The sequence below is a fragment of the Bradyrhizobium viridifuturi genome, from assembly GCF_001238275.1.
Lineage (GTDB): Bacteria > Pseudomonadota > Alphaproteobacteria > Rhizobiales > Xanthobacteraceae > Bradyrhizobium > Bradyrhizobium viridifuturi.
The window spans coordinates 21308-44957 of sequence record NZ_LGTB01000005.1 but is presented as its reverse complement, the minus strand read 5'-3'; the positions used below and the strand labels follow the sequence as shown (position 1 = coordinate 44957).

The window sequence follows — 23650 nt, the reverse complement described above, 5'->3', positions numbered from 1 at the left end:
ATGAACAAATCACGTCACGAATCCTGAGACATCCGAACTCGCGGCCCAAACCGGTCAGGACGTGACTGTCGCATTGGCTGCACCGCGACGCTGCTCCGGTTGCCGCGATGCTCGCCGCAAGGTTATCAGAGCGGTTGGCGTTAAAATTGGCAGTGGCCTTGGGAACGGTTCGTACGCATCGAACGATTATGATGCAATTGGATCGCACTCACTGTCGTAGTGCGCGGCTGTCCGGTTCGTGCCGAGGTTGCGCGAATGGCAAACGATAATCTGCCAACTTGACTATCCAAGAGTAGAAGAGCGCGCAGCGCAAGGCGCGTCCTCTCATTGGGCCTCCTCGGTGAGGCGTTTTTGGGTGCAAGGGATTAAAGGCACAGGTGTCTTCCTGCGATGTCGCGGATTCAGCTGCGGCGGCAGCAGCGCCGGAGCGGGCGAGCGTACGGAGACCTGGTGGAATGCCGGTTCTACTTGACTGTCGGCGGATGTGGCTCACCTTGAGGGCGGTCATTTGGGAACGTCCTTGAGACATTCGAGCGCGCGCTAGTGGTCGTGATGGTCCATATCGAAAGGTGCCTCAGCAACGCTCCTGGTCATCGCGTCGACCGACCCGACGGAAGCTATCGCGGTGCTTTGCCGTTCTGGCCAGAATGCCGTAGAACGTCCCGCAAATGCGTCGCGCTCCAGTGATCGAGCCAGATTGTTGGACAAAGACTTGATCGATGGCGCGGCCGCGTGGCCAGTATAGCCGTTCAGCGGACAAGATGTAACTTATAGGAGCCGAGACGACGGTGGCTATGTACGTGATCGAAGCGCTCCGAAATCGGGACTGGCGGCTTCGATAGACGGGCTGCAGCCATGGGAAGGCGCAAAGGTCGCGCGTACTCTGCTTGAGGGCAGGCAACTGCGTTCTGCGCGGCGTACCCTCGTCTTCCCGTTCGATGGCATAGGCTGGATCAAGCAATGAACTTAACTCACCAGAGCAAGCTTCATCGGTATTCCGCGGCCGTGGAAGCTATGAGAGAAGAGGGCGGGCGGCCCGGCCTCACGGCACGTGCAGGTGTTGATTTTGCTTCGAGCGATTATCTAGCACTGGCTAGCGCGCCACGTATGAAGGAGGCTCTGTTCGCTGCGCTCAAGGCTGGTACTCCTATCGGAGCCGGCGGGTCACGGCTCCTGCGCCGCAATTGCGGGGAACACGAAGCCCTCGAAACGGAAGCGGCGCGGTTCTTTCGCGCGGAGACAGCGCTATTTTTCGGTAGCGGTTACATTGCAAACTTTGCCATTTTGACAACGCTGCCGCAGCGAGGCGATCTGCTGGTTCTCGATTCGCTCGTGCACGCCAGCATGCATGAGGGGGCGCGCGCGGGCCGAGCTGAGTTCCGGATAGCCGCCCATAATGATCCTCAATCTGTTGAAGACACGATTGGCGATTGGCACGCCAAAGGCGGCGTAGGGCGCGTCTGGATTGCGATCGAGAGCCTCTACAGTTTGGACGGTGACTTTGCGCCGCTTGCAGATCTGGTTGAAATCGCTGAACGGTACGAGGCTTTCCTGGTTGTGGATGAGGCCCATGCTACAGGCATTTACGGCGAGCAGGGGCGGGGGCTCACAGCGCCCTACCAGGGATGCGGATATATTCTGGTGGTCCACACCTGCGGGAAGGCTCTCGGGGCGGCCGGGGCTCTTGTCACTGCATCGAGCGTATTGCGCGATTTCATGGTCTATCGGTGTCGTCCATTTATTTCCGCCACCGCGCCATCGCCCCTGATGGCAGTCGCTGCTCGGCAGGCCCTTTTAATTGTACAGGAGGAGCCTGAGCGGCGGCGACGCCTGATCGATCTTATCGATTTTGCACACCGTCAGCTCGCCATCTGCGGCCGCCCGACCCGTTCGAGCTCACAGATCATTCCTTACAGGGTTGGTGACAACGCACGCACAATCCGGCTAGCCGCTGCGCTGCAGGCGCGCGGTTTTGATGTCCGAGCAATACGACCGCCAGCGCCCCCGGGCAGGGCAAGGTTGCGGATTTCGTTAACGCTTAATGTCGAGCAAGATGATGTATCCGAGATGATCGATGCGCTGGTCGAAGAGACCTGGGGTAAGATACGGTGAGGTCCCACAATCATGATGCTTGTCGGCATCCGGATCGGTCAACGATCTTCCGAGGAATGGGCCGGGGCGCTGCGAATCTTCCCGCCGGTCGGTGATCGCGACGTTCCGTGCGCGTTAGTTCCGCTTTATGCGGCGCAAGTATGAACTCGACATAATTTCGACGAGGTTGCTCTTTCCGACACTGGCGGCTTCGTTGGCTGCCGAAGGAGAAAAAGCATGATGTCGACGCGAGTAGCACTGTTCATATCATCGGTTGGCTGGACAGCCATCTTCGTCGCAATTCTTCTGTATGTAATCTTTAGTCCTGCTTGATAGCCAGGATCGGACGGTACGCATCGTACAGGTTCTGAACCTGTTCGATATTGAAGGCGTACTGAAATCAATATACCCGACCGATCGCCGGATCGTACCCATGTCGCGCGGTCAGCAATCACTTTCACGGCCGCCGATGGAGCAGCGTCGCTGGAATGATCCCTGTTAAGCACAAGTCATCATGCTGCGAAGACAGCCAAGCTCGACAGATGGTTATCATCTGACGATGGAGCAACATCGTGACCGACATCGAGTTCGAGGCCAGTCAGTACGGCGCACTGGAGCAGGTAGAAACGGGTGAGGTTTTGGGTCTCAGCTACGGCGATAGCCAGCAGATGAGCCGCTTCCCCATGTTCTACGAGGCCTTCCACAATCAGATGGTAGCCTTCGATTTGTCGTATCGCCTGTGCTGGTCTTACGAGCCAAATCCGCGCGAATACGATTTTCGGTCATCTCTACAGCGCCTGTCACTACTTGAAGAATCGTGACTTGACCGTAGATTCCCTTTCCATGCTGTTCCGCTCGCTGACGCACTGAAACGGCAGTTCCAAAGAAACGGCCCCAGCGAGGGGGCACACGCTGGGGCGGTGGGCGACGCCTTGGAGGTGGCGAGCGTCACCAGATGAAGAGACAGCTCACACTAGCGATCGGCGCGACGAGTGAATCAGCCAATCCGACGAAGCTGTACTCGACGCCGTCCATGTGATGATCAAATCTGAGCATGTCGTCAGTTTGCGGTGGAGCAGGTGTTCCCGCATTCACTTAGGCACGGCAGCCTACGTGACCTAAAAGAAAACGGCCCCGTAATCGCACGGATAGGCCACCCCAAATCCCATCGGTTACCAAGGAGTGACCGGCGCAGTTTGTGGGGGACGCTCTATGCCGATCAACCGAGCCAAGCATTGGACGCCTGAGGATGACATTGCGCTGATCGCGCTCACCGGCGTACCGGGGCTTACGCTCCGAGAGATAGCCATTCACATGGGCCGCACCGAAGCGGCCGTTAGCTGCCGGCTGACGATTGTCAGGAAGGCGGCTCCATCAACACCGATCCCCCAAGTGTCCTAGTTTGTTCTGTCGAGCGTCCTAACTAGGACAGCACCGTATCCGCGAATGTTGTGTCAGTTGATTGAGGGGGCGAGGGCACACCGGCTGGACGATAGCGCGAAGGCATCAGCGTCAGCCCAATACGTCGACCCTGCCGGTTTCGAGCCGATATAGACCGCCGACGATCGCGAGTGTTTTTTGCTCAACAGCTGGGTTCAGGATCGGGCTGGCGGATTTGAGTTTATTGACGTTATCGATCACATTCTGCCGGATCACATCGGCGGAGCTATCACCTGGTTGGTGGCCGGTCCCTCTTACGGCAGGCGCAAGCGCGCTGACGAGGGAGCGGATATGTCCCGGTGCCGGCTTGCCTTCGTCAAGCGAGTTGATGGTGGCCTCTATCGCGCCGCAGTGATCGTGACCGAGTACCAGGATCAACGGCGTGTTCAGTACGGCGACTGCGTACTCCAGGCTCGCTAGCGTGTCATCGTTGACGAAGTTACCGGCGAGGCGGCATATGAACAAATCACCAAGTCCGCTGTCGAAGGCAAGCTCGGGCGCTACCCGCGAATCGGCGCAGCTCAGAACCGCCGCATATGGATTCTGGCCATCGACTAAAAGTCGGCGCTCGCGTTCCAGATCGCGCCCTCGCGACGCGCTCTGCACATAACGATCGTTACCCTCCATCAGCCGCTTCAGTGCAGCATCGGGCGAGAGCTGATTATCCGGCTTCGGCGGCGCTGTTGCTTGCTTCGCGTCGACAATGTTGCCGGCAAACGGCACGACAAATGCCGAAAGAGCGAACAGTAACAGCGAGCGGCGGGATGGAGGGACCTCGGTCGGATACGGAGTGCCCTGTGGATAGTTTGCACGCATGGATAGGACCTCTATCGCGCGGCTCTATGCCAACCCATGGCTTCGGCCTCGTTTTCGCTACAGAACCAGCGTTCAGCCGGTTTCTTCGTCATGTCGATTTGTCCGTAACTGATTTGTCCCGGAGAGTGATACGTGCGCTCGCCGTTACCGTCGACGGTGCCCTTTATCACGCAGTCGGGGGAGGGCGGGTCAGATAGCAGAGCAGATCCGAGCAGGAGTTCCTGGGCTTTGTTCGGCACCGAGCTCGCGCCGACAATGATCGTGCTCTTGTTGCGGCGGCGCCAGTCCCAAGGGGTGATGAATGCCCCCGACCACAGGCCGGCAAAGGCATTGCTCGCCACCACCTCATTGATGAGGTAAACATGCGCGGATGGACCGGATGACAGTGCCCAGCCGGAGCTTACCATCCAGGCGTTCACGTCCTGGCCCTCGACGAAGCAACTGCCGAGAAACCTGCCGTACTTGTCTACTCCTGCGGTCTGACAATCCCATATTCGTCCATTCGAGTAGTTGATAAGGGCATCACGAGCAGCTACCCCGCAGGCCCATTTCTGACCATGAGTATCCAGGCAAATCTGATCAGTCTCGGGGGCCTCGATACCGGAGAGCCGAATTCGCGTTTGCGCGATCTCTATCGTGTTGGCGTCGAGGATTTGGGGAGCACCGCTCAGTTTCGCCGCGCAAACGGGAGACGCGATGATGGCGAGCAATGCTGCCATCATTACGCGGTACTTCATCCTGATATCCTTTCGCTCTTGGTTCATCGGCTCACAACATCGCAGCGAACTGGTGTCGTCACAGCCGACTGCTGAGCGCACAGGTCGTCGTCTGGTCGGCATCTTTCGACAATGCTTTTGGAAGCGCTTTTGTGGAAGCTTGCTTATACTTTCAGCCTACGACCTGACGCTGGGTGAGATTCAAGAGATTTCTTCGGGGGTATTTTCCGATGCGGCTCTGGGATCCGAAGCTCGCTCCCTCTCTCCCGGACATATTCCCGCATGTTTTCAGCGCTGGACTCACGACCCGGGAAGGGCGCTTGGCACGCTATTTCTCCAAGGGCTCGGAAAAAGCGGTCGTGTGCTAGTCTTCACCGCCGAGCGGAAGAAGCCGCACTGCTAAGTCTCTATCGTTCGACAGGACTGCACGCGGTTAATGGTAAGGAAAGTGGAGGCTTGGCAAGGCACGATTAGAGTGATTGCTCAAAAGAGATCGGCCTCTCGATTGGTTCCACGGCACAGAGCAACCATGCTTCACTTACACGGTGGGCCGCATCCGCGACCGTCATTGCCCTGAAACGCTGCGCGCGAAATGACTTCCATAGGCCTGGCCGGCCGTCGATGCTCGTCGAACGGAAGAAAGCACGGTTCGGCGTAGCGTGCGGAATGATGTGGGACGGCTTTTACGGGCCGCGGTGCAAAGGCGTCCTCGCACTCTTGCGAGTTGCGATCTGGTCGCGATTTCAGAGCGATGAATTAATCCACAACACGTGTCTGCAGTCAGGCATTGCGGCATTCGCGCTGGCGGGACTTGGGCGACTCACGCTAGTCATCATGTTCAACCGCCTCGCCGCACAATGGGATTGAAATGGTTATGGCCACCCCCGAATTGCCGGTCTCTTGTTACGCGCTAGAAGTGGACGGCCGGCTCAAGGCCGAATTCGCAACCAGAGACGGCGCCCGGGCTGGTGGAGCAGAACTAAAGAAGCGTTTTCCCACGCTTCAAATCAAGATCTATGACGCGCAGACGAATGCGCGCGAGGAAATTTAGATTAAGCTCAGTTCGATCTTTCATCCTCGCAGCAAGGCTGCGGAGCTCCTCGCCGGGGGCACTCGGGAAAGGGTCCCGCCGCCATTGAGGATGCCGGCGTCGCTATCACTGCCCCGTTCCCGGGGTCCCTCTTAAACCGGTCTCGTCGCTGCACTCGCTCCCGCGGGTGCTTGTTGGTCGCGCGATGCGCTGCGCGCACGCCGGGTCGGGCTTGGCCTCAGCATCGCCTCGCTTGGTCCGTGAAGCATGACACGTCGCGCTGGCGAGAGCGGATGTGTCTTTTTGTGCTGGTTCCGCCGCCTACTCGTCCGAAGAGGCGAGCGCCATCCTGATGCCTGGCTTTCTCGATTGGGGGCTTGCAGGCCGGAGAAAGACTTGCCTGCTGCTGGCATAGCTGGACGCGTCACTATTTCAGCGTATCGGTCTTGCTGTTGGCCCGACCCGCTCGGTGCTCAAGGAGTAGCGCTGCCGTCCTGATTATTTGCCGAGGCCTTTCGCACCCCCTCCAACGCCTCCCGTTCGTTTGGCTCTATGTGACGGAACCAAGAGCCGGGAGGAGAGGTCGCAATCCTCTTGGCAAGGAAAGATTGCGGCTCCCAATCGTGCCCCTCGCGCTTCTCGAAGGTGATGACGCCATTCTCCGTAAAATAACGCGGGCCTGGTATGTTGCAGTTCACCAACAGCAGAACGCGCCAACGGTTCGCTTTCTCGGTCGGCTTATCATTCGCCGCCGTCACGTAATCCACGACAACAGGTTCGATGATATGACAGCGGCCGCGCCGCAGTAGATCTCCGAGCTTGCCCCGCGCGGTCGTCACAAAGTTGAAATTGACCGGATCATGCAGAAAACGAAGGTTTGCGTCTTTTTCTCCGTCGGTGACTTCACTGGCGATGAGTGAAAGCGCGAGGGCACGCCAGCCGAGTTCGATGGGCTTTGCATAGGGAGACGCAACTTCAATCTTTCCGTCGGTCCCCACCTTCCAGGTAATAACGTAATGTTCGTCTGATATGTTATCCTGGCGTCTGGTCCAGGAAAGATAAACATACTCGGTGTGGTCGATGCCTTCGGCGATTCCCCAGTTTCGAGGGACGAAGTGAGCCACTTTCGAGACTTTGGAAACAATGTGCTCGATTGTCTCACCGTCTCGTGCTCGCCAGGTTGACTTGACTCGCTCGACAAGCGCGTTTTCGCCGGCTCGCGCACTGTTGCCCGTCGCAACCAGGCCAGCAAGGAAAATCAGCAATTGACAGAGACAAAGCGTGGCTCTTGCAGACATTCTCTTCATAGCGGCAGGACCATCGGTTTTGCATCCACACGTCAAAGCGGCAGCCTTCAATGCTATCCTCGATTGGAAGAAGTTAGCGGCAACGTGACGCGGGCGCCTGCCGATGTCCCGCGCGAGCAGGCGCAGCCCACTCGACGTCACGCGCCGCTAACTTCAGTGGGCCAGCGACAACCTCAATTTGCTGTGCTGGACCTGCCCAGGGGGAGAAGCCCGGGCATCTTGAGCCTGCATCCTTCGTGCCAGGAAATACCCGGTAAATCGCGCCGGATTCGTGCAGCGTTTGTCGGCTTTCCGACCTCCGCTCGTTTCAATGTTTCCAATCCGCCGATCAGCGCGGGCTTGCTCAGCTTTGTCGCGCCGATCTTCGAGGCGTAAGCGAAGGGCGCTGCCGGTTTACGGATGAGAAATCGGGAAGCATTTTTAAAGATTGTCGGACCGTCCGGTCGGTGTGGTCACCCGAACGCCCGCGATCTCTACCGGCTCGCAAACGATAATAAGCAAAAAACGCTCATCATCGCCGGGCGTTGGAATCGTTCGGAAGCCTACGCACACGGTCAGTCGTCCAGCTGCCTCGATTACGCATTCATGGTTGGATGAGCCGCTGTTTCCAGTCGCGCCGGCCGGGTAAGCGAAAAGCGATCAAGTCGCGCTAGCTTCCTCTCAAGTTGCTCAACATTCTCGAGAGCGTCTGACTGACGGATTGATTCATGAACGCTGTCAGCAGCCTCCTGAACAGGCTGACCGCAAAGACGGTGACAGCAAATACGCCGACGGCGCTCCAAACAGCCATTTTCATTACGGGCCTCCCCAGTGTGCGTTGAGGCGAATCGATATGCGTGCCCGAGTATTATCGGCATCAGAGACCGCAAGTCGCCTATCAGGATTGGTGGGCTCATAAGTCAACATGCGCGCCGGGCATGCTGATGAATGGTTGCGCAGATGTTTTGCCCCCGGCGGCGATTCTCGACTGTCGAGAGACAGGATGCTGGCGCGTTGGAAGCGCCGCGAATTGCGCCTTCGACAATTCTCTCGACACATGTATCGCAGAGAGCTTCCAATCGTGGTCAACTTTCGGCGTTAAATGGCCATTGGAGTCACCGATGGCGGCATTGAAGTGAGAGTGCCATCTGAGAGGTTGACGGAAGCGGTCTGTAGCCGATAATCCAAGTCGTCGAGGTTCTCCGGTCGCGCTTGATCCGGAGCTAAGAGGGAAGCCGGTGAACAGGCCGGCGCTGCCCCCGCAACTGTAAGCGGCGAGCCGCTGTCCAACAAAGTCACTGAAGCCTGTGCGGCTTCGGGAAGGCCGGACAGCAGCGATGACCCGCGAGCCAGGAGACCTGCCTCGACCACATATACGTCCACGGGCGGGGTGTCCCGGTGGTGCGCCAAGCAACCGCCCTCGGGCGATTGTGCTAGCGTCCGCCATGGCCTTTGCCCCCAACTACGGGGTTAGCGCTATGTCTCTTCTCTCCCTTCCGGTTGCCACGCTTGGAACGCCACGGATCGGTCCAAGGCGCGAGCTCAAACGCGCGCTTGAAAGTTACTGGGCCGGCGCAATCAGCGAACAGCGATTGCTCGAGGACGCAGCTGGCCTGCGCGCTGCCAACTGGGCCCGCCAAAACTCCCTCGGTGTCACTGTCATTCCGTCGAACGATTTCTCGTTGTACGATCAGGTGCTCGACACCTCTGTCATGGTTGGTGCTATCCCGGAAGTCTACGCCTCGGAAACCGAACCGGTTTCGCTCAAGACGTACTTCGAGATGGCCCGCGGTTCACAGTGGGGCCGCCAGACTGCGAGTAGCAGCCACGGATCGGGTGGATATGGCGCACCCGCACAGGAGATGACCAAGTGGTTCGACACCAACTACCACTACATGGTCCCTGAATTTCATCGGGGACAGACGTTCCGCCTGTCCTCGCGAAAGCCTATCGAGGAGTACGAGGAAGCTAAGGCCCTCGGGTTCCAGACCCGCCCTGTGCTGATCGGGCCGGTCACATTCTTGAAGCTTGGCAAGAGCGCGGATCCTGCGTTCCAGCCGCTGTCGCTCCTGGACGAGCTGATACCGGTCTATGTCGAAGTTCTGCAAGAACTGGCCAAACGGGGAGCAAGCTGGGTTCAATGCGACGAGCCCTGCCTGGTCCTTGATCTGGAGGAGGGGACGCGAAGATCATTGCTACACGTCTACGATCGGCTCGCCAGGGAAGTTCCTGACGTCAAGATCATGATCGCGAGCTATTTCGGCGATCTCGGCGATAATCTGGACACGGCTTTGAACATGCCCGTTGCCGGACTGCACGTGGATTTGGTCCGCGCGCCGAACCTGTTGGGCCGAATCATTGCTGCCCGCCGAAGTGACCTCGTCATGTCCCTCGGCGTCATCGATGGGCGAAATGTATGGCGGTCAAACCTGTCGACGCTCCGCCAGCAACTGGATCCCGTGATTGCGAAGCTGGGCAGAGGTCATGTCCAGATTGCTCCGTCCTGCTCGCTGCTTCATGTGCCCGTCGATGTTGAACTCGAGACCGGACTTGAACCCGATCTCAAGAGCTGGCTTGCCTTTTCGGTACAGAAGATGCGTGAGCTTGCGATCCTGGCGCGGGCACTCGCGGGCGATCACGATGTCGCTGAAAGTCTTGCTGAATCGCAGTCGGCCGTGACGTTCCGCCGGACTTCACCAAAGATCCGCGATGCCGATCTCGCGGTGCGGATGCGAGCTATCGACCAGGCCATGGGCCGGCGCGCCAGCCCATTTGTCCGTCGAGCCGACATCCAACGCAAGCGCTTTGGACTACCGGCCTTTCCCACCACGACGATTGGATCCTTCCCGCAAACCCCAGAGGTCCGTAATGCGCGCGCAGCACATGCGCAAGGCGCCATAAGCGACGAGCAATACGACAAGTTCCTCAAGGAGGAGACCGCGCGCGCTCTGCGTTGGCAGGAGGACATTGGTCTGGACGTCCTTGTGCACGGCGAGTTCGAGCGTAATGACATGGTGCAGTACTTCGGCGAGCAACTCGCCGGATTCGCATTTACCAGGAATGGTTGGGTACAATCCTATGGCTCGCGCTGTGTCAGGCCACCGATCCTGTTCGGAGATGTTTTGCGGCCAAAACCGATCACGGTCGATTGGTGGCTCTACGCGCAATCATTGACTAGTAAGCCGGTAAAGGCAATGTTAACCGGACCGGTGACGATCTTGAACTGGTCGTTTGTTCGCGATGATATTCCAAGAGGCGAGGTCTGCCGGCAGATCGCTCTGGCGATCCGCGACGAAGTCCGCGATCTCGAGATAGCCGGTGCGAGCATGATCCAGATCGACGAAGCGGCCCTCCGCGAAGGGTTGCCATTGCGCCGATCGGAGTGGGCGGCCTACCTTCAATGGGCCGTCGATAGCTTCCGCATTTGCTCATCAGGCGTTGCAGATCAGACCCAGATTCATACGCATATGTGCTATTCGGAGTTTAATGACATCATCGACGCTATTGCTGCGATGGATGCGGATGTCATCTCGATCGAGACGTCGCGCTCGAAGATGGAGCTGCTCGACGCGTTCAGGAACTACAAATATCCCAATCAAATTGGGCCGGGCGTATATGACATCCATTCTCCCCGCATTCCCGAGGCGAGCGAAATGAAGGAGCTGATAGCATTGGCTCGGCAGCGGCTGCAGGATTCGCAGCTCTGGGTAAATCCGGACTGTGGTCTAAAGACGCGCAAATGGGAGGAGGTTCGCCCGGCGCTGATCAACATGGTCGCCGCCGCCCGGCAACTGCGCGCGGCCTCCGATCGGACAAGTCATTGATCCTACTCTCTCTCTCTCTCTCCCTCTCTCTTCCCGGACGCTGACCCGCTCATAACGCGTTTGCTCTCTGGATCATCTCGACCGAACTCGGACAAAAGAAGCCCGGCCGCGCTTAGCCGGCCGGGCGAAAGTTAAGTCTGAGGGGAGCGATGCGGACACATCGCCGACTTCCATCGGCGGAGGGAGGACAGCCGATGGTTCGATTGCCGGCGAGGACATCCGCCGTAAATCGCCCCCAAGTTGAAGCACGGATCAGCATAGCTCAATCATGCTGTGGTATGCGACCGATGTCATCGAGTATTGCAACACTAGACTAAGGTTTGCTTGGAGCATCCGGTCATAATGGTTTGTCGAGGCGAGCAAAGACTGCGGCTGGCGACACCCGACCGGCTTAGTACCGACCAAGGCGAATGCAATTGGCGGCGCTTTCTTGCCGCCGGATCAGCGCGACCATGCGAGCAAACGCGACTGCAAGAAGTACTCGAGCAACCGATGCATGATCCTGTCTGGCTGCGCAGGCAATCTGTCCGGTTCCACTGTAACGAAGGTTTGGGAACCTGTTCGGAATGGATGGGCGGATCGATACGCGCGACCATGAAAGTGGTGGACAAATAGGATGATCCACGATCACGAGATCGGCCCGCACCGGGCATAAGCCAGTTCACTGGTGACCGAAGTGCGGATTGCTAGAGTGGCAGGCCCGCCGCTCACACGATTAGACCGCCGCGCTGTGCATAGCCCCGCATCGAGCGAGGTGAGCGTCGAACGCGGAGGCGACGTTCCGGACCAGAAACCGCGCGCCATCGACTACGGAAAGCCGGCCATCTTCGACTACGACGGCGCCATCTGCGATAAGGCTGTCGAGCCCGGGCCGATCGACAACAGCCGAATTCGGATCCCTGCCGTGACGGCGAGACGTCTCGGAGAGATCGATTGTCATGTCGCACATAATTCGTTCGATGATCTCCGCCCGATAGCGATCATCATCAGTCAACAAATAGCCTTTCGCGGCCGCGAGCCGATCCTCGGTGATGCGAGCGAGGTAGTCCCTGGTCGAGACAGCATTCGCGACGAACCCCTGCTGCAGCCGGCCGATGGCGCTAGAACCGAGGCCAATAAGCGCAACTGCGCTATCGTCAGTATATCCCTGGAAATTGCGGCGCAATCTGCCTTGCTTCGCTGCCACAGCGAGATTGTCATGCGGCAGGGCGAAGTGATCGAGGCCTACGCGTACGTATCCAGCGTCAACCAAAGTGTGAGCTACCATCTCGGATTGGAAATAGCGCTCGACACTGTCGGGCAGAGTGGATTCGTCGATCTTGCGTTGATGCTTCTTGAAGGTTGGGACGTGCGCGTAACCAAAAGCCGAAAACCGGTCCGGATATAATTCGAGGCATTTGCCGACGGTATCCAGGCACGAATCGACCGTCTGCCCGGGCAGCCCATACAGCAGGTCGAAATTGATCCGGCAAATGCCGGCGTGGCGTAACCGCTCGACCGAAATTGCGGTCTGTTCGAAGCTCTGCCGGCGGTTGATGGCCTGTTGGACGATTGGGTCGAAGCTCTGCACGCCAAGGCTTGCCCTGTTGACCCCGCTATAGCCCAGGGCTTCCGCCATCGCATTGCTCAACTTGCGGGGATCAATCTCGACGGCGATCTCAGCATTAGGCAGAATGGCGAACGAATAACGCAACGAGCCGACCAAATCGGCGAATGCTTCAGGTGTCAGGATCGTCGGCGTGCCGCCGCCGAAGTGAATATGAGAGATTGCCTGTCGTTGGCCAATGGCATCTGCAACGAGGTAGGCTTCAGTGCGCAATCCAGCTGTATAGATCGCGATCGGATCGTCGCGTTTCGTGACGGATGTATGGCAGCCGCAGTACCAACACATGCTTCGGCAAAATGGCACGTGCACGTAGAGAGAGGCGGACTGCTGGCCATCGAGAGACTTGAGCCAAGCTTGATAGTCGAGCTCCCGAACTGATGCCGAGAAGTGAGGGGCGCTCGGATAGCTGGTGTAGCGCGGTAGTCGGTGCTGCCCGTAGAATTGTGCTAGGTCCGGTCGCATTGCGATGCCTCTCTCGCTCTCTGGGCGCCCGATTATCGGACAGGGGCTTGGTAAGCTTTGCGCTGCCTCAAATATCGCGGTTACTGATGGGCTGGCCGGTGGGGCATGCCAACGGCGCATACATCATATTTTGAATTGTGATGAAGCGGTCCGCGGCAAGGATGAGCTTTCTTGGAAATGCACCTCCCATCATGGTCAGATCGAGCGAGAAAACCGGACGAAACGAAGCAGCAAACGAACCATTAATTGACGTCGGACAGCTCTGCTCAGAAATGTCCGTTCGCGCGATGCCAATGCTCGTGGCCGAGCCTGTTACGGTCACTGCCTTATGCCGAATCAGACCGCCTTTAACGTCGGCCATGCCGCTTGCGCCGCCAGTTAGAGCAAACGATCATCGGGCGGAGAAGCATATCGCCTGTGCTCGATCTGAGAGCCGGCGAGGCGATCTTCATTTGAGCCCCATGAATGATGTCCATTTCCTGCCGAATGCGGCAGCGGTCAGTGTGGCCCCTCCCTCTCCGCATTGTGTCGCGGGTTGCCGGCCAACGCGCTCGAAAACGCAAGTGCGCTCCGTTCGGCCTCAGCTTCTTGTTCCAATTGTAGAATATGCGCTCTCAACGCATCGGAGGCCGCTTCAGCTGTCTCGCTGAATAGCGGATCTCCGTGATCGGTGAGGGCGGAAGCGACTTCGGCCCAATCCTGAGCCGATAAAGCCGCAACGGCGGCGGGGAAGAAGTCCCGTTCTTCCCACATCATGTGGTGCCGCTCGCATACTATAAAGTCGCGTACGATCTTGCCGACGTCTTGCCGAAAGACTTCACGATCTGCCAGGACACCGTCAATTGCGCGAGCGAAGTGGTGCAAGCGGTCGATGACTTCCTGATGCTCATGCGCGAGATCGCCGACCAGTGCGGCCCCATCCGGATCGCACCTCTTGAGCTTGGAAAAGATCAAGTCCTCTTGAGGATGATGGTACACCTCGGGGTAAACCTCAAAATAGCTGATAATCGCGCGAATCACCTCATAGTCCGGACGATGTCCTTCCTCAAAAATCTCCAATTCGCGTTGAAGGGCGACCAAAAGAAGATCGATATTACGATGCTCTCGAAGCAAGCGACCGATGATCATTGCGGTGCTCCATGGAGGAAAATGTAAACTGGCGGCGATTTGTGCCCGGTTTCCCAAGCCGCAGTTGGATGTCCTTCGCTGTATTGTCCAGCCGGCTCGGAGCACAGAGGCGTGCGCCGCCTAGCCTGGAGCCGGCGCAAATCACGTTAGCCAAAGTTCTGCGCAAAGCGGTTGGACAATGTGTCCTTGCGGAGCTCAACTCGGCGCGTGGTCGGCAGGGCGATCGCGCCATTCTGCTCAAGCTGAGTGAAAGTGCGCGACACCGTCTCGATGGTCAAGCCAAGGTAATCTGCAACATCCTGCCGTGACATGGGTAGATCGATGGCCGCGTTCTCCGTGGTGCGGCGGGATATGTCGAGCAGGAACGCGATGACCCGTTCTTCTGCGCTGCTGATCAGGAGCATCGAATGCGCCTGGAAGCGGCGGAGCTCAAGCGCCATCGCGTCCCAGAGCTGCCTAGCGAGTTCCCTCTGGTGGCTGGCGCGAAAGATGACAGCGGTGCGCTTCACCATGAGCAGGTGCGTCTCGCAGATCGCCTCGGCCGAAGAGATATGGCTTTCTTCGGCCTCAAAGCCGAAGATGTCACCAGGCAAATAAAATGCGCCGATCTGACGACGTCCGTCCTCCAGAATTTTGTAGGTTCGCACAGCCCCCGATACCACCTGATAAAGGTATTCAGCTGATTCATCCTCTCCGTAAATCTCGCTATTGCGTGTGAACCGCATCGGTGTCGCAATCATACCAAGCGGTCCACGATTGGATTTCCCACCCAAGGCGTTGGGTGGATGGCGGCTGGTCTCAGGAAAGCTGGCGGCCCAGGCGTGCATGGCGAACTTTGCTTGCGAACGTCGATGACACGCAGATTGGCCGCTCCTGACAAACTGTGAAATCCAGATGTTTTACCTAAGTAGAAGCCACTAGGTAGTTACGCGTAAGCTCATGATTGAGTTCCTCTTGAACGACGCGCGACGCCGGTCCCCTGCTACTCGAACATGCTCAAATCAATTGGGCCAGCTTTGAATCAGAAGGCTGACCTGGCAGGCCGCCACGAAAACAATCGAAAGCGCACGGCCACACCGGTGGAGAGTTCCAAGAGCTATCCCCACCGTCACTCTCAGCCCGGCGCAGGAAGTCTCCTGCAAATCATGACTCTGATCCTGGTCAGCCTTGAGTGGCCAGCCGGGATCATGAGGATCCATGTATGCTCATCGACGTGGACGACGGCCCGGCCGTCACTTCATGTGGTCCGAGTTGGAAATTGAATCATAGAGCTAGGCTCGCGTGACATGTTGTCCTGGCTCAACAGTCCGCTCTGCCGGCACTCCGCAATCGTAGGAACCGAAGGACAATCGTGATCTAGCCTGATGTCGAGGTCGGGCATCGTCGGATGCGCCGATCGCGACAGCATTTTGATGGCATCTTCGCGGATCCGGCGACGTGCCGCCCGTACCGCCTCACTGTGACATCAGGACCGGGATGTTGATCCCGCGGAGCATATGGCTGGCGGTGCCGAGCAGCCTCTCCTGCAGCTGAGAGCAACCGTAGCCTCCCATCACCAGCAGGTCGAGGCTCTCGTCGGTCGCAAGCGACGGGAGAGCGCGCCGCGCTGCCCGGGATGCCGGAAGTGACACGATCCTCGCAGGAAGTCCTGATTTTGCGAGATACTCTCCCAGATGCGCGGTGGAACTCTCTGCGGGGACTTTGTCCGGGGCGGTGGTCGCGATGATGGTGAGGATATCGGCTTTACACAAAAGTGGCGTTGCGTCGTGCAACGCACGCGCCGCACGGCGGCTGCCGTCCCAACAAATCCCTACTCGTCTGATCGAGAAGGCGCCGTCGAAGGTTGGTGGCAGATACAGAACTGGCCCGCCAGCCCGGGAAAGGATCCCCCTGAGTATCAGATTGTCGCAACTATCGTAGCCGCCCTGAGGCTGGGTAACGATTGTCATGTCGTGGACTCGCGCGCTCGCGCAGATGATCCGGCGCGCGTCGGTTGGAAGCGCGCTCAGCGCGCGACTCGTATAGGAAATGCCGGTATTCCGTGCCTGTAGATCGAAGGCATGAAGTGCTGCTTCGGCCCGCTCCAACGCACGCGACTGCTCAACCTCGAAAACAGAAGTAACCGCCGTTACGCCAATTGCAAGAAGCGGAATAATTGTTCTCTCGTAGCCGATGGCTATAACGTCAAGATGCGCGCCGGTACTCTGTGCGAAGGAAATCGAGCCGGTGATTGCAGCCCGCACCGGGAGCTCTGTTGGAAGGTGGACCAGTATGTTCCCGAGCATTGTTGTTCTCCGAAGTCAAAGACCTGCTGCCTCGGAAGAATCCGAGCCCTCAAATGATCCGCATGTTCTTGAGCACGAACAAACTGGCAAGGAGCGGGCCTCATAATAGTCCACGGCCAGGAATAGTACTCGCCTGTGTTGCACGATTTACGCTCCGCAAAGAATCCGCAGGCGATTTAAAGCTCCACCGCATCAGCAACATGACCTTCTCGGCGCGATCTGCTCAGTTGAAACGGACAGCCGGTCGCTTGAATAGGGCATTCCGTCGCTTGCGATGTTGCTAGAGACCGGCGGCGATAGCTATTCGCATCAACTCGGACATGCTGCGAACATTGGTCTTTGCCATGACGTTCGCCCGGTAAACCTCGACCGTTCTCGGGCTGATACCAAGATCATGGGCGATCACCTTGTTGATCTTGCCGGCCAGTAGTCCCTGCAGGACATCACGCTCGCGCGATGAGAGGTCTGCCAGGCGGGCTTCGGCCTGCAGTTTCGCCGTATCGTCCGCTGGCCTGGTTGGCCGTGCTTCCAAGGCGCTATTGATCGCACGGAATAGCACCTCGTCTTCGAAGGGCTTCTCGATGAAGTCGACCGCACCCGCTTTCATCGCTTCGACCGCCAGCGTTACGTCGCCATGACCAGTTATCAGGATGACGGGACAGTCGACGCGATCGGCCTTCAGCTTGCGGACCAGTTCCAGGCCGCTCATGCCGGGCATGCGGATGTCCGACACAATGCAGTCAACCGGACCGCTCGCGGCGTCACTGAGAAAGCCGCTCGCCGTCTCATAGGTTGCCACGTAGAAGCCTTTAACATCAAGCAGAAACGCGAGTGAGTCCCGCATCGCGGCGTCATCGTCGATCACAAGAACGCGCCGCATGGTCATGCTTCTTCATCAGCCTCCGCAAATGGCAGGGTAAACTGAAAGACCGTGCCGCCGCCCGGATTGGCTTCTACAGCGATGTGGCCGCCATGGGACTCGATGATCGTCCGGCAGATTGATAGTCCGACACCCATGCCATGCTCTTTGGTCGTGACAAAGGGCTGGAACAGGCGGTCGGCGATATCAGGGCTGATGCCAGAACCGGTATCGGCGACGGTAAACCTGGCGAGGCCGTCGATTTTGGCAACTCCGACGGTCAATTCGCGACGCGGGCCGGAAGCCATCGCCTCGATCGCGTTTCGTATCAGGTTCAGCGCGACCTGCTGGATCTGGATCTTGTCCACGATCATCGATGGCAGATCGCGATCGCTGTGGATCGTCACCCGCACGCCTTGATCCTTGGCGCCGAGCAAGGCCAGAGCGACCGCCTCTTCAAGCATAGTGAGCGGATTCTCCATTGTGTGCTCCGTCTCGCCTTTGGCGACGAATTCCCGCAGGCGCTTGATGATTTCGCCGGCGCGCAGCGCTTGCTGGGTGGCATTTTCGATGGCATCAGCAATACGATTGGCGTCCGGCTTGTCTGATGCCAGCAGCGTCTTGGCGCCGCGCATGTAGTTTGTGATTGCGGAGAGCGGTTGGTTGATCTCGTGGGCAATAGACGAGGCCATCTCTCCCATGGCGGTCAACCGCGAGACGTGTACGAGCTCAGATTGTAGTTCCTGCAATCGGCGTTCTTGCGCTCGCCGTTCGGTGAGGTCTCGGATGAAGCCGGTAAAGAATCGTTCGCCGCGCACTTTGCCCTCACCGACGGCAAGCTCCATCGGAAAGGTCGAGCCGTCGCTTCGCTCGCCGACCACGATACGGCCGAGGCCCATAATGCGCCGCTCTCCGGTAGTCAGATAGCGTTCAATGTAGCGGTCATGCTCGGCGCGGTAGGGTTGCGGCATTAACCCGGATACATTCGCTCCGACCACTTCGTCCGGAGACCAACCGAATAAACGCACCGCCGCGGCACTGAACGAGCGGATGATTCCTCTCTCGTCAATCACGATCATGGCTTCCGGCACGGTGTCCAGGATCGACTGCAGATGGGCTTGCCGGTACCGTGCCTGCTCTGATTCTCGCCGCAGCCGATCGCCCATGAAGCCGAGCAGGGGGCCAACTATCGCGAGTCCGGCTATATCGATCATGTTTGCGGAATCGGAGATGAGGTTGTTCCCAAGACATGCCGCGCTGATGATGAGGCAGAGCAGCGTGGCGAAGATGGCCGGTCCGCGGCCACCAGCGAAAGCGGCAAAAACGATGACTGGAAGGTAGATGATCGTGGCCGTGCGGTCCTGAAGATACGGATCCAGCGCCGCACGAAGCACGACCGCCAGCGCGGCGGCCGCCGCGGCTGTGACATAGTGGTACCAAATGTGGTCGGACATGTTTCCGGGCAGACCCTCTCGTTCGATCGAGTGTACGTAGCTTGTCTATGTGAGGAGGCCGGATGCAGCTGCGTTTCGTTGCGCTACCTATTGTGCAGGGCGGCGCCGCTATCTCGGCCAGATGCGCCAGTGCGTCGGCTGTACAGCGACGTGCTCTCCGGTCATAGCCTTGATCCAGCCGCCGAAGATCCGTCGACAAGGAAAGACCAGCCGGTGAATGGCATGACCCTCGATCACCGCGATCTCCAGCTCCCGGTCAAAGGGCGCCGTTTCAATTCGCTCCCAGGTCAGTTTGCCAATAGACCCTGGACGGTGTTCATCGCCGCCGACTGACAAAATCAGGTAACCTTCCGAATACTAGCGCCGAGATCGCTCGGCCGCTGCGCCAACAAGCTCAGCCTGATCTCGCCCAAGCGGCGCATGGTCTCGATCAAGCCAGTTATGGTCCGGATGCTTTGAGACGTAGCAACCGCCGATCGGATCGTGCTGGGACGTGATCCGATCGCCAACCGAGGTATGAGGGTTGCGAAGCAGTTCCCGGAATCCGGTCGAGTCAAACCGGACCCGTTCGAGCCAGCGCCGGTTGTTATTGAATTCTGTTGGACAGCAGCTGGAGTGGACTGCAGTTCCCGCCAGCGTGGCCGCGGCGGGACAATTGTCGCCGTGGTCTGTCATGTCGAACATCCTTTGTCGGTCGGACGTTTCCCCGTCCCACGAAGTCAGCGTGGGGCGTGGACTCTTGATGCCGTCGAACGTGCTCTTGCGAGCCAGGCGGCGTGTCCGTGCGGGAACGGTATGACGCCCGAATTCGCTCGATGGCATTCAGATGGACCAGCTGCGCTCGGCCAGAGCATCGTACCGATCCGCGGGTCGATGAAGTGGCCAGCATCACACGCGGCGCAGGCGACCGGGTGCACTTCGCTCGGGTGCGTCCGGCAGTCCTTGAGCCGACTTGCCAGTATTTGTAGGCGAAAAGATGATAGGGCGCCAAGTCTTTCAATCTGCCACGTGTCTGAGCTTGACTGGTACGTCCTTTCTATCTCAAGCCGGAACCGCTGTATTGATGCAGGTCAAAAAGAAGCTGATGCACGTCCAGAACGGGTCAAGGGCGAGTGGCAACTGTCGGTGCGTTGCCGGTAACACGTAGCAAACCGGGTCATCCGGCGGAGGCGCGCATCGATCACACAATACGCCAGCATGTAGCGGGTTTGACGAAAATCAAAATCTAGGACGCGCAATGTGCAAATGTTCAGGCTGCTCAGCGCACGCGCATTGCATCATGACGAGCGCGTGTCACTGAGCTGCGAGAGTCGAAGGAGATGGTAAGTTGATTGCTCGCCTCACATTGTCGTTGGTCTTGCCCGCGCTGATCGTAGTTATCGGGTATGGCGCGGAAGTCTTTAAGCTTGGGCTTATCGAAACCTTGGCTGCGGCCAGCCTGATCATCGGCTTTGCGGTTGCTGCGATAGGATGGACCATCACGAGCGAGATCAAGCCGCTTCGCCTCATTTGCCCACGCGCGAGCAGTTCTAGCCGCCGCCGGTAATCTTCGGCCGCCGGTTCCGGTCGAAAATACCTTTGCCCGCGCTGCCTCGCAATCAGGCGGAGCGGTCGGGAATGCCTTGCGAGACGACCAAGTACCGTGCAAGTTTCGCGGCGGCACAAGCTCCCACATTCTCGGCGATTGAAGTTGGGATCGATCGATCATCGCCATCTGCCCAACCGTCTCATGAGAATATTCTGGATCCGCGCCTCAACTCTGCCGGCCCAACGCACGGGAAGACGAGAGCTGTGGTTCCTGAGCGACCTCAACCAGATGTGATCCGCCAAACCGACGCTTGTTGATTTGGAGCTTCTTCGGACGAAAGAGCACTCATATCACCTGCCCAAGTCTCGACCTTATCTCGATGGAGCGAGAATCTTTTTCGGTGCTGCTTGAGACAAATCACATACTCGCCTGGTGCGGCTGGCAGAATGCAACATGAGGAAACGCACAGGAACAGGGGGTGTCATGCCTTCATTTAACGTTCGGTTCATCAAGACCGTTTGTGACGATACCGGCCACGAGCATCGTGCCTGTCGGGCAGCGTTCCGGGTGGATGCGCCCTCGCTGAGTGCTGCTGCACAGCAGGCAGAAACTGATTTCTGCAAGCAAAAAGGTGTCCGCGATTGGACCATCTTCGCCGATGCGATGGAGCTTCGAACCCCGCTTGCATTGCCCCCGGCATGGGGTGGCTAACCCGAGCTCGGCGAGGGAGGTATACGAATTTTGATCGTATAGACACTCCGCGAATCCGGGCACCAGACTTGCAAAACGTCTTCCCGAGCGGCGATCGAGGCAACAGCATCGCGATGCTGCCGCCAATTGAGCAGCCGGGCCCTCTTGTCCGCGACATCCTCCGCTCCGCCGATTTTCTCCCACAGACGAGCCTTATTTGATGGATGTCAAAAACAAGTCTGCCGCGGGCGGCTATGGTTGCTCTGAGGGGATGACACATGGTTGGCCAATCTGGATATGTCCGTCGCCCTTGGGGGTTCAAGTATCTGCTCACCCGATTCCGAGCGAAGCTGTCCCGGACCGCCGAATTGGCCTATTTGAGCGCGCAGGACATCGACGCGATCGCACGTGAACTTAATCTGTCGACGCCCGACTTTCGAAAGATGGCGCTAAGTGCGGGCTCTCCTGAACTCTTAAGCAAGCGCCTCGCACTTGCAGGCTTCTCCGAGAATGCGCTGGCCGCCCGCTATGGAGACGTGTTGCACGATTTGCAGCGGGTATGCGGCCTGTGTCAGACCAGGATCCGCTGCGCGGCCGACCTCGAACGGTATAAGCCTGTAAATCCCCTCAAAGGTTGTCCCAACGAACATACTCTGCGCGCGCTCGCGCGTGAGATCGGCGGCACTCCGCAGCATTTTGGCGATTGATCGCGCTCGATCAACCCGTCCCCCCGAAATGTGATCTCCTGGCAATCCGTTTTCAAAGAGGCCAAGACATGCCAAGCCCACCCCTCACCGCGAAATCCATGACCATGGGTGAAGCAGGCCTGATGTCGGTATTCGCCGTTTCTGCCCACGTTTGCTATTTCGCAGGGGCGGTGGGGCACGATTCTGCATTTAGCTTCCACGCATTGCTCGCTTCCGCCGCCAGCCTGGCCGCCGCAAGCGTTATCCTCAATCGCTACTATGAACGCCCGGCGCAATTGCCGCCGGCGCAGATCAAGGGCCGGCCGAATTTACAATCTCGCTCCGATCAAAGTTGCCTCAGTGATGGCGATGTTCTGGGGTATCGCAGGCGTTTCAGTCGGCGTTTTTATCGCCTCGCAACTTGCGTGGCCCGCACTGAATTTCGATCTGCCTTGGACGAGCTTCGGCCGACTCCGCCCGCTGCACACGTCGGCCGTGATCTTTGCGTTTGGCGGAAACGTGCTTATCGCGACCTCCTTCTACGTCGTGCAGAAGACCTGCCGCACGCGCCTCGCCGGCGATCTTGCGCCATGGTTCGTGGTAGTTGGCTATAATTTTTTCATCCTGATCGCAGGCACCGGCTACCTGTTCGGCGCCACCCAGTCAAAGGAATACGCCGAGCCCGCATGGTACGCCGATCTCTGGCTCACCATCGTCTGGGTCACTTATCTCATCGTGTTCCTGGCGACATTGGTGAAAAGGAAAGAGCCGCACATTTTCGTCGCCAACTGGTTCTATCTCGCTTTTATCGTCACCATTGCGGTGCTCCACCTCGGCAACAATCCCGCATTACCGGTCTCCGTGTTCGGTTCGAAATCCTAATCGCCCGGGGCGGTGTGCAGGACGCCATGTTTCAGTGGTGGTACGGTCAAAACGCGGTCGGTTTCTTCCTGACCGCCGGCTTTCTGGCGATCATGTACTACTTCATTCCGAAGAGAGCCGAGCGCCCGGTCTATTCCTACCGCCTCTCGATCATTCACTTCTGGGCGCTGATCTTCCTCTCTACATCTGGGCGGGCCCTCACCATCTACATTACACCGCGCTGCCCGATTGGACGCAGACTCTGGGCATGACGTTCTCGATCATGCTGTGGATGCCTTCATGGGGTGGCATGATCAACGGCCTGATGACGCTCTCGGGTGCGTGGGACAAGCTGCGCACAGACCCGGTGCTCCGCATGCTCGTGGTCTCCGTTGCCTTTTATGGCATGTCGACGTTTGAGGGACCGACCATGGCAATCAAGGTCGTCAATTCGCTCAGTCATTACACCGACTGGACCGTCGGCCACGTGCATTCCGGCGCGCTGGGTTGGGTAGGCTTTGTGTCGTTCGGTGCGCTCTATTGCCTGATTCCCTGGCTTTGGAATCGCGAGCTGTACAGCCTCAAGCTCGTCAACTGGCACTTCTGGATCGCCTCGATCGGGATCGTGCTCTACATCTCGGCGATGTAGGTGTCTGGTGTCCTGCAAGGCCTGATGTGGCGCGCTATACCCCGCTAGGTTTCCTCGAATACTCCTTCATTGAGTCGGTCGAGGCTATGCATCCCTTCTACATCATTCGCGCCGCGGGCGGCGCAATGTTCCTGATTGGTGCGCTGATCATGGCCGCCAATCTCTGGATGACCGTGAATGCAAAGCAGACCGATCAAATCAAGGACACTGGAGCGCTCCAAGTCGCGGAATAGGCCATC

General features: G+C 58.3%; 20 protein-coding genes, 1 pseudogene and 1 riboswitch. Of the genes and pseudogenes, 10 read left to right on the top strand and 11 right to left on the bottom strand.

Annotation, left to right across the window (positions count from 1 at the left end; translation table 11 throughout):
- Positions 1-960 precede the first annotated feature (960 nt).
- Both ALC15_RS06535 and ALC15_RS06530 read left to right on the top strand, forming a co-directional pair.
- Complete coding sequence (locus tag ALC15_RS06535; protein ID WP_050626560.1) at positions 961-2112, top strand: 8-amino-7-oxononanoate synthase; 1152 nt, start codon at positions 961-963, stop codon at positions 2110-2112.
- Positions 2113-2663: 551 nt separating this feature from the next.
- Positions 2664-2912 carry a hypothetical protein gene (locus tag ALC15_RS06530; protein ID WP_050404878.1) on the top strand — a complete coding sequence of 83 codons (249 nt, stop codon included), beginning with the start codon at positions 2664-2666 and terminating at the stop codon, positions 2910-2912.
- Positions 2913-3603: 691 nt separating this feature from the next.
- On the opposite strand, the gene ALC15_RS06520 is transcribed toward ALC15_RS06530, so the two are convergent.
- Positions 3604-4347, bottom strand: a complete 744-nt coding sequence (locus ALC15_RS06520; protein ID WP_050626558.1) for a carbonic anhydrase — start codon at positions 4345-4347, stop codon at positions 3604-3606.
- Positions 4348-4358: 11 nt separating this feature from the next.
- Positions 4359-5084, bottom strand: coding sequence for a thermonuclease family protein (locus ALC15_RS06515; protein ID WP_050404925.1), 726 nt, complete (start codon positions 5082-5084; stop codon positions 4359-4361).
- On the opposite strand from ALC15_RS06515, the gene ALC15_RS43125 reads away from it, so the two are divergent.
- The gene (locus ALC15_RS43125; RefSeq protein ID WP_128089446.1) at positions 5047-5466 is read left to right on the top strand and encodes a hypothetical protein; all 420 of its coding nucleotides are present in this window, start codon (positions 5047-5049) and stop codon (positions 5464-5466) included. The genes ALC15_RS06515 and ALC15_RS43125 overlap by 38 nt on opposite strands.
- A gap of 471 nt (positions 5467-5937) precedes the next feature.
- Complete coding sequence (locus ALC15_RS06505; protein WP_244485953.1) at positions 5938-6114, top strand: hypothetical protein; 177 nt, start codon at positions 5938-5940, stop codon at positions 6112-6114.
- A gap of 452 nt (positions 6115-6566) precedes the next feature.
- On the opposite strand, the gene ALC15_RS06500 is transcribed toward ALC15_RS06505, so the two are convergent.
- A complete protein-coding gene (locus ALC15_RS06500; protein ID WP_050404874.1) occupies positions 6567-7400 on the bottom strand; it encodes a hypothetical protein in 834 nt (277 codons plus the stop codon).
- 219 nt (positions 7401-7619) lie between these two features.
- Between ALC15_RS06500 and ALC15_RS44035 the strand changes: the two genes are divergently transcribed.
- Together ALC15_RS44035 and metE are read left to right on the top strand one after the other, a co-directional pair.
- Positions 7620-7775: a hypothetical protein gene (locus tag ALC15_RS44035; protein ID WP_157113598.1), complete on the top strand. Its 156-nt coding sequence runs from the start codon at positions 7620-7622 to the stop codon at positions 7773-7775.
- Positions 7776-8557: 782 nt separating this feature from the next.
- Positions 8558-8759, top strand: a riboswitch (cobalamin riboswitch).
- Between the two features lie 98 nt (positions 8760-8857).
- Positions 8858-11203: a 5-methyltetrahydropteroyltriglutamate--homocysteine S-methyltransferase gene (gene metE / locus ALC15_RS06495; protein ID WP_050626614.1), complete on the top strand. Its 2346-nt coding sequence runs from the start codon at positions 8858-8860 to the stop codon at positions 11201-11203.
- 715 nt (positions 11204-11918) lie between these two features.
- Here the strand turns inward: metE and hemN are convergent.
- From hemN to ALC15_RS45410, 8 genes are all read right to left on the bottom strand, one after another.
- Entirely contained in the window at positions 11919-13271 is a 1353-nt protein-coding gene (hemN, locus tag ALC15_RS06490) for an oxygen-independent coproporphyrinogen III oxidase (protein ID WP_050404873.1), read from the bottom strand.
- A 67-nt stretch (positions 13272-13338) separates the two neighbouring features.
- The gene (locus ALC15_RS06485) at positions 13339-13632 is read right to left on the bottom strand and encodes a hypothetical protein (RefSeq protein ID WP_050404872.1); all 294 of its coding nucleotides are present in this window, start codon (positions 13630-13632) and stop codon (positions 13339-13341) included.
- Positions 13633-13769: 137 nt separating this feature from the next.
- Positions 13770-14399 (bottom strand): hemerythrin domain-containing protein, encoded by a 630-nt coding sequence (locus ALC15_RS41520; protein WP_050404871.1) that lies wholly within the window; start codon positions 14397-14399, stop codon positions 13770-13772.
- A 146-nt stretch (positions 14400-14545) separates the two neighbouring features.
- Positions 14546-15226 (bottom strand): helix-turn-helix domain-containing protein, encoded by a 681-nt coding sequence (locus tag ALC15_RS06475; RefSeq protein ID WP_063781793.1) that lies wholly within the window; start codon positions 15224-15226, stop codon positions 14546-14548.
- Between the two features lie 627 nt (positions 15227-15853).
- Entirely contained in the window at positions 15854-16684 is an 831-nt protein-coding gene (locus tag ALC15_RS06470) for a universal stress protein (RefSeq protein WP_050404869.1), read from the bottom strand.
- Positions 16685-16964: 280 nt separating this feature from the next.
- Positions 16965-17570: a response regulator FixJ gene (gene fixJ / locus ALC15_RS06465; protein ID WP_050404868.1), complete on the bottom strand. Its 606-nt coding sequence runs from the start codon at positions 17568-17570 to the stop codon at positions 16965-16967.
- Positions 17567-18997: a PAS domain S-box protein gene (locus ALC15_RS06460; RefSeq protein ID WP_050404867.1), complete on the bottom strand. Its 1431-nt coding sequence runs from the start codon at positions 18995-18997 to the stop codon at positions 17567-17569. Before ALC15_RS06460 ends, fixJ begins: the two co-directional genes overlap by 4 nt.
- Before the next feature lie 108 nt (positions 18998-19105).
- Entirely contained in the window at positions 19106-19333 is a 228-nt protein-coding gene (locus tag ALC15_RS45410; protein ID WP_094193710.1) for a hypothetical protein, read from the bottom strand.
- Positions 19334-20324: 991 nt separating this feature from the next.
- Between ALC15_RS45410 and ALC15_RS06450 the strand changes: the two genes are divergently transcribed.
- The 4 genes and pseudogenes from ALC15_RS06450 (at position 20325) to ccoN (ending at position 23644) form a co-directional block, all read left to right on the top strand.
- Positions 20325-20543 carry a hypothetical protein gene (locus ALC15_RS06450; protein ID WP_128089445.1) on the top strand — a complete coding sequence of 73 codons (219 nt, stop codon included), beginning with the start codon at positions 20325-20327 and terminating at the stop codon, positions 20541-20543.
- A 465-nt stretch (positions 20544-21008) separates the two neighbouring features.
- The gene (locus ALC15_RS41510; RefSeq protein WP_094193730.1) at positions 21009-21236 is read left to right on the top strand and encodes an LYR motif-containing protein; all 228 of its coding nucleotides are present in this window, start codon (positions 21009-21011) and stop codon (positions 21234-21236) included.
- A gap of 257 nt (positions 21237-21493) precedes the next feature.
- On the top strand, positions 21494-21922 hold the full coding sequence (locus ALC15_RS43115) for a hypothetical protein (RefSeq protein WP_128089444.1): 429 nt from the start codon (positions 21494-21496) through the stop codon (positions 21920-21922).
- 98 nt (positions 21923-22020) lie between these two features.
- A pseudogene (gene ccoN, locus ALC15_RS06440) lies at positions 22021-23644 on the top strand (cytochrome-c oxidase, cbb3-type subunit I).
- The last annotated feature ends 6 nt before the right edge of the window (positions 23645-23650 follow it).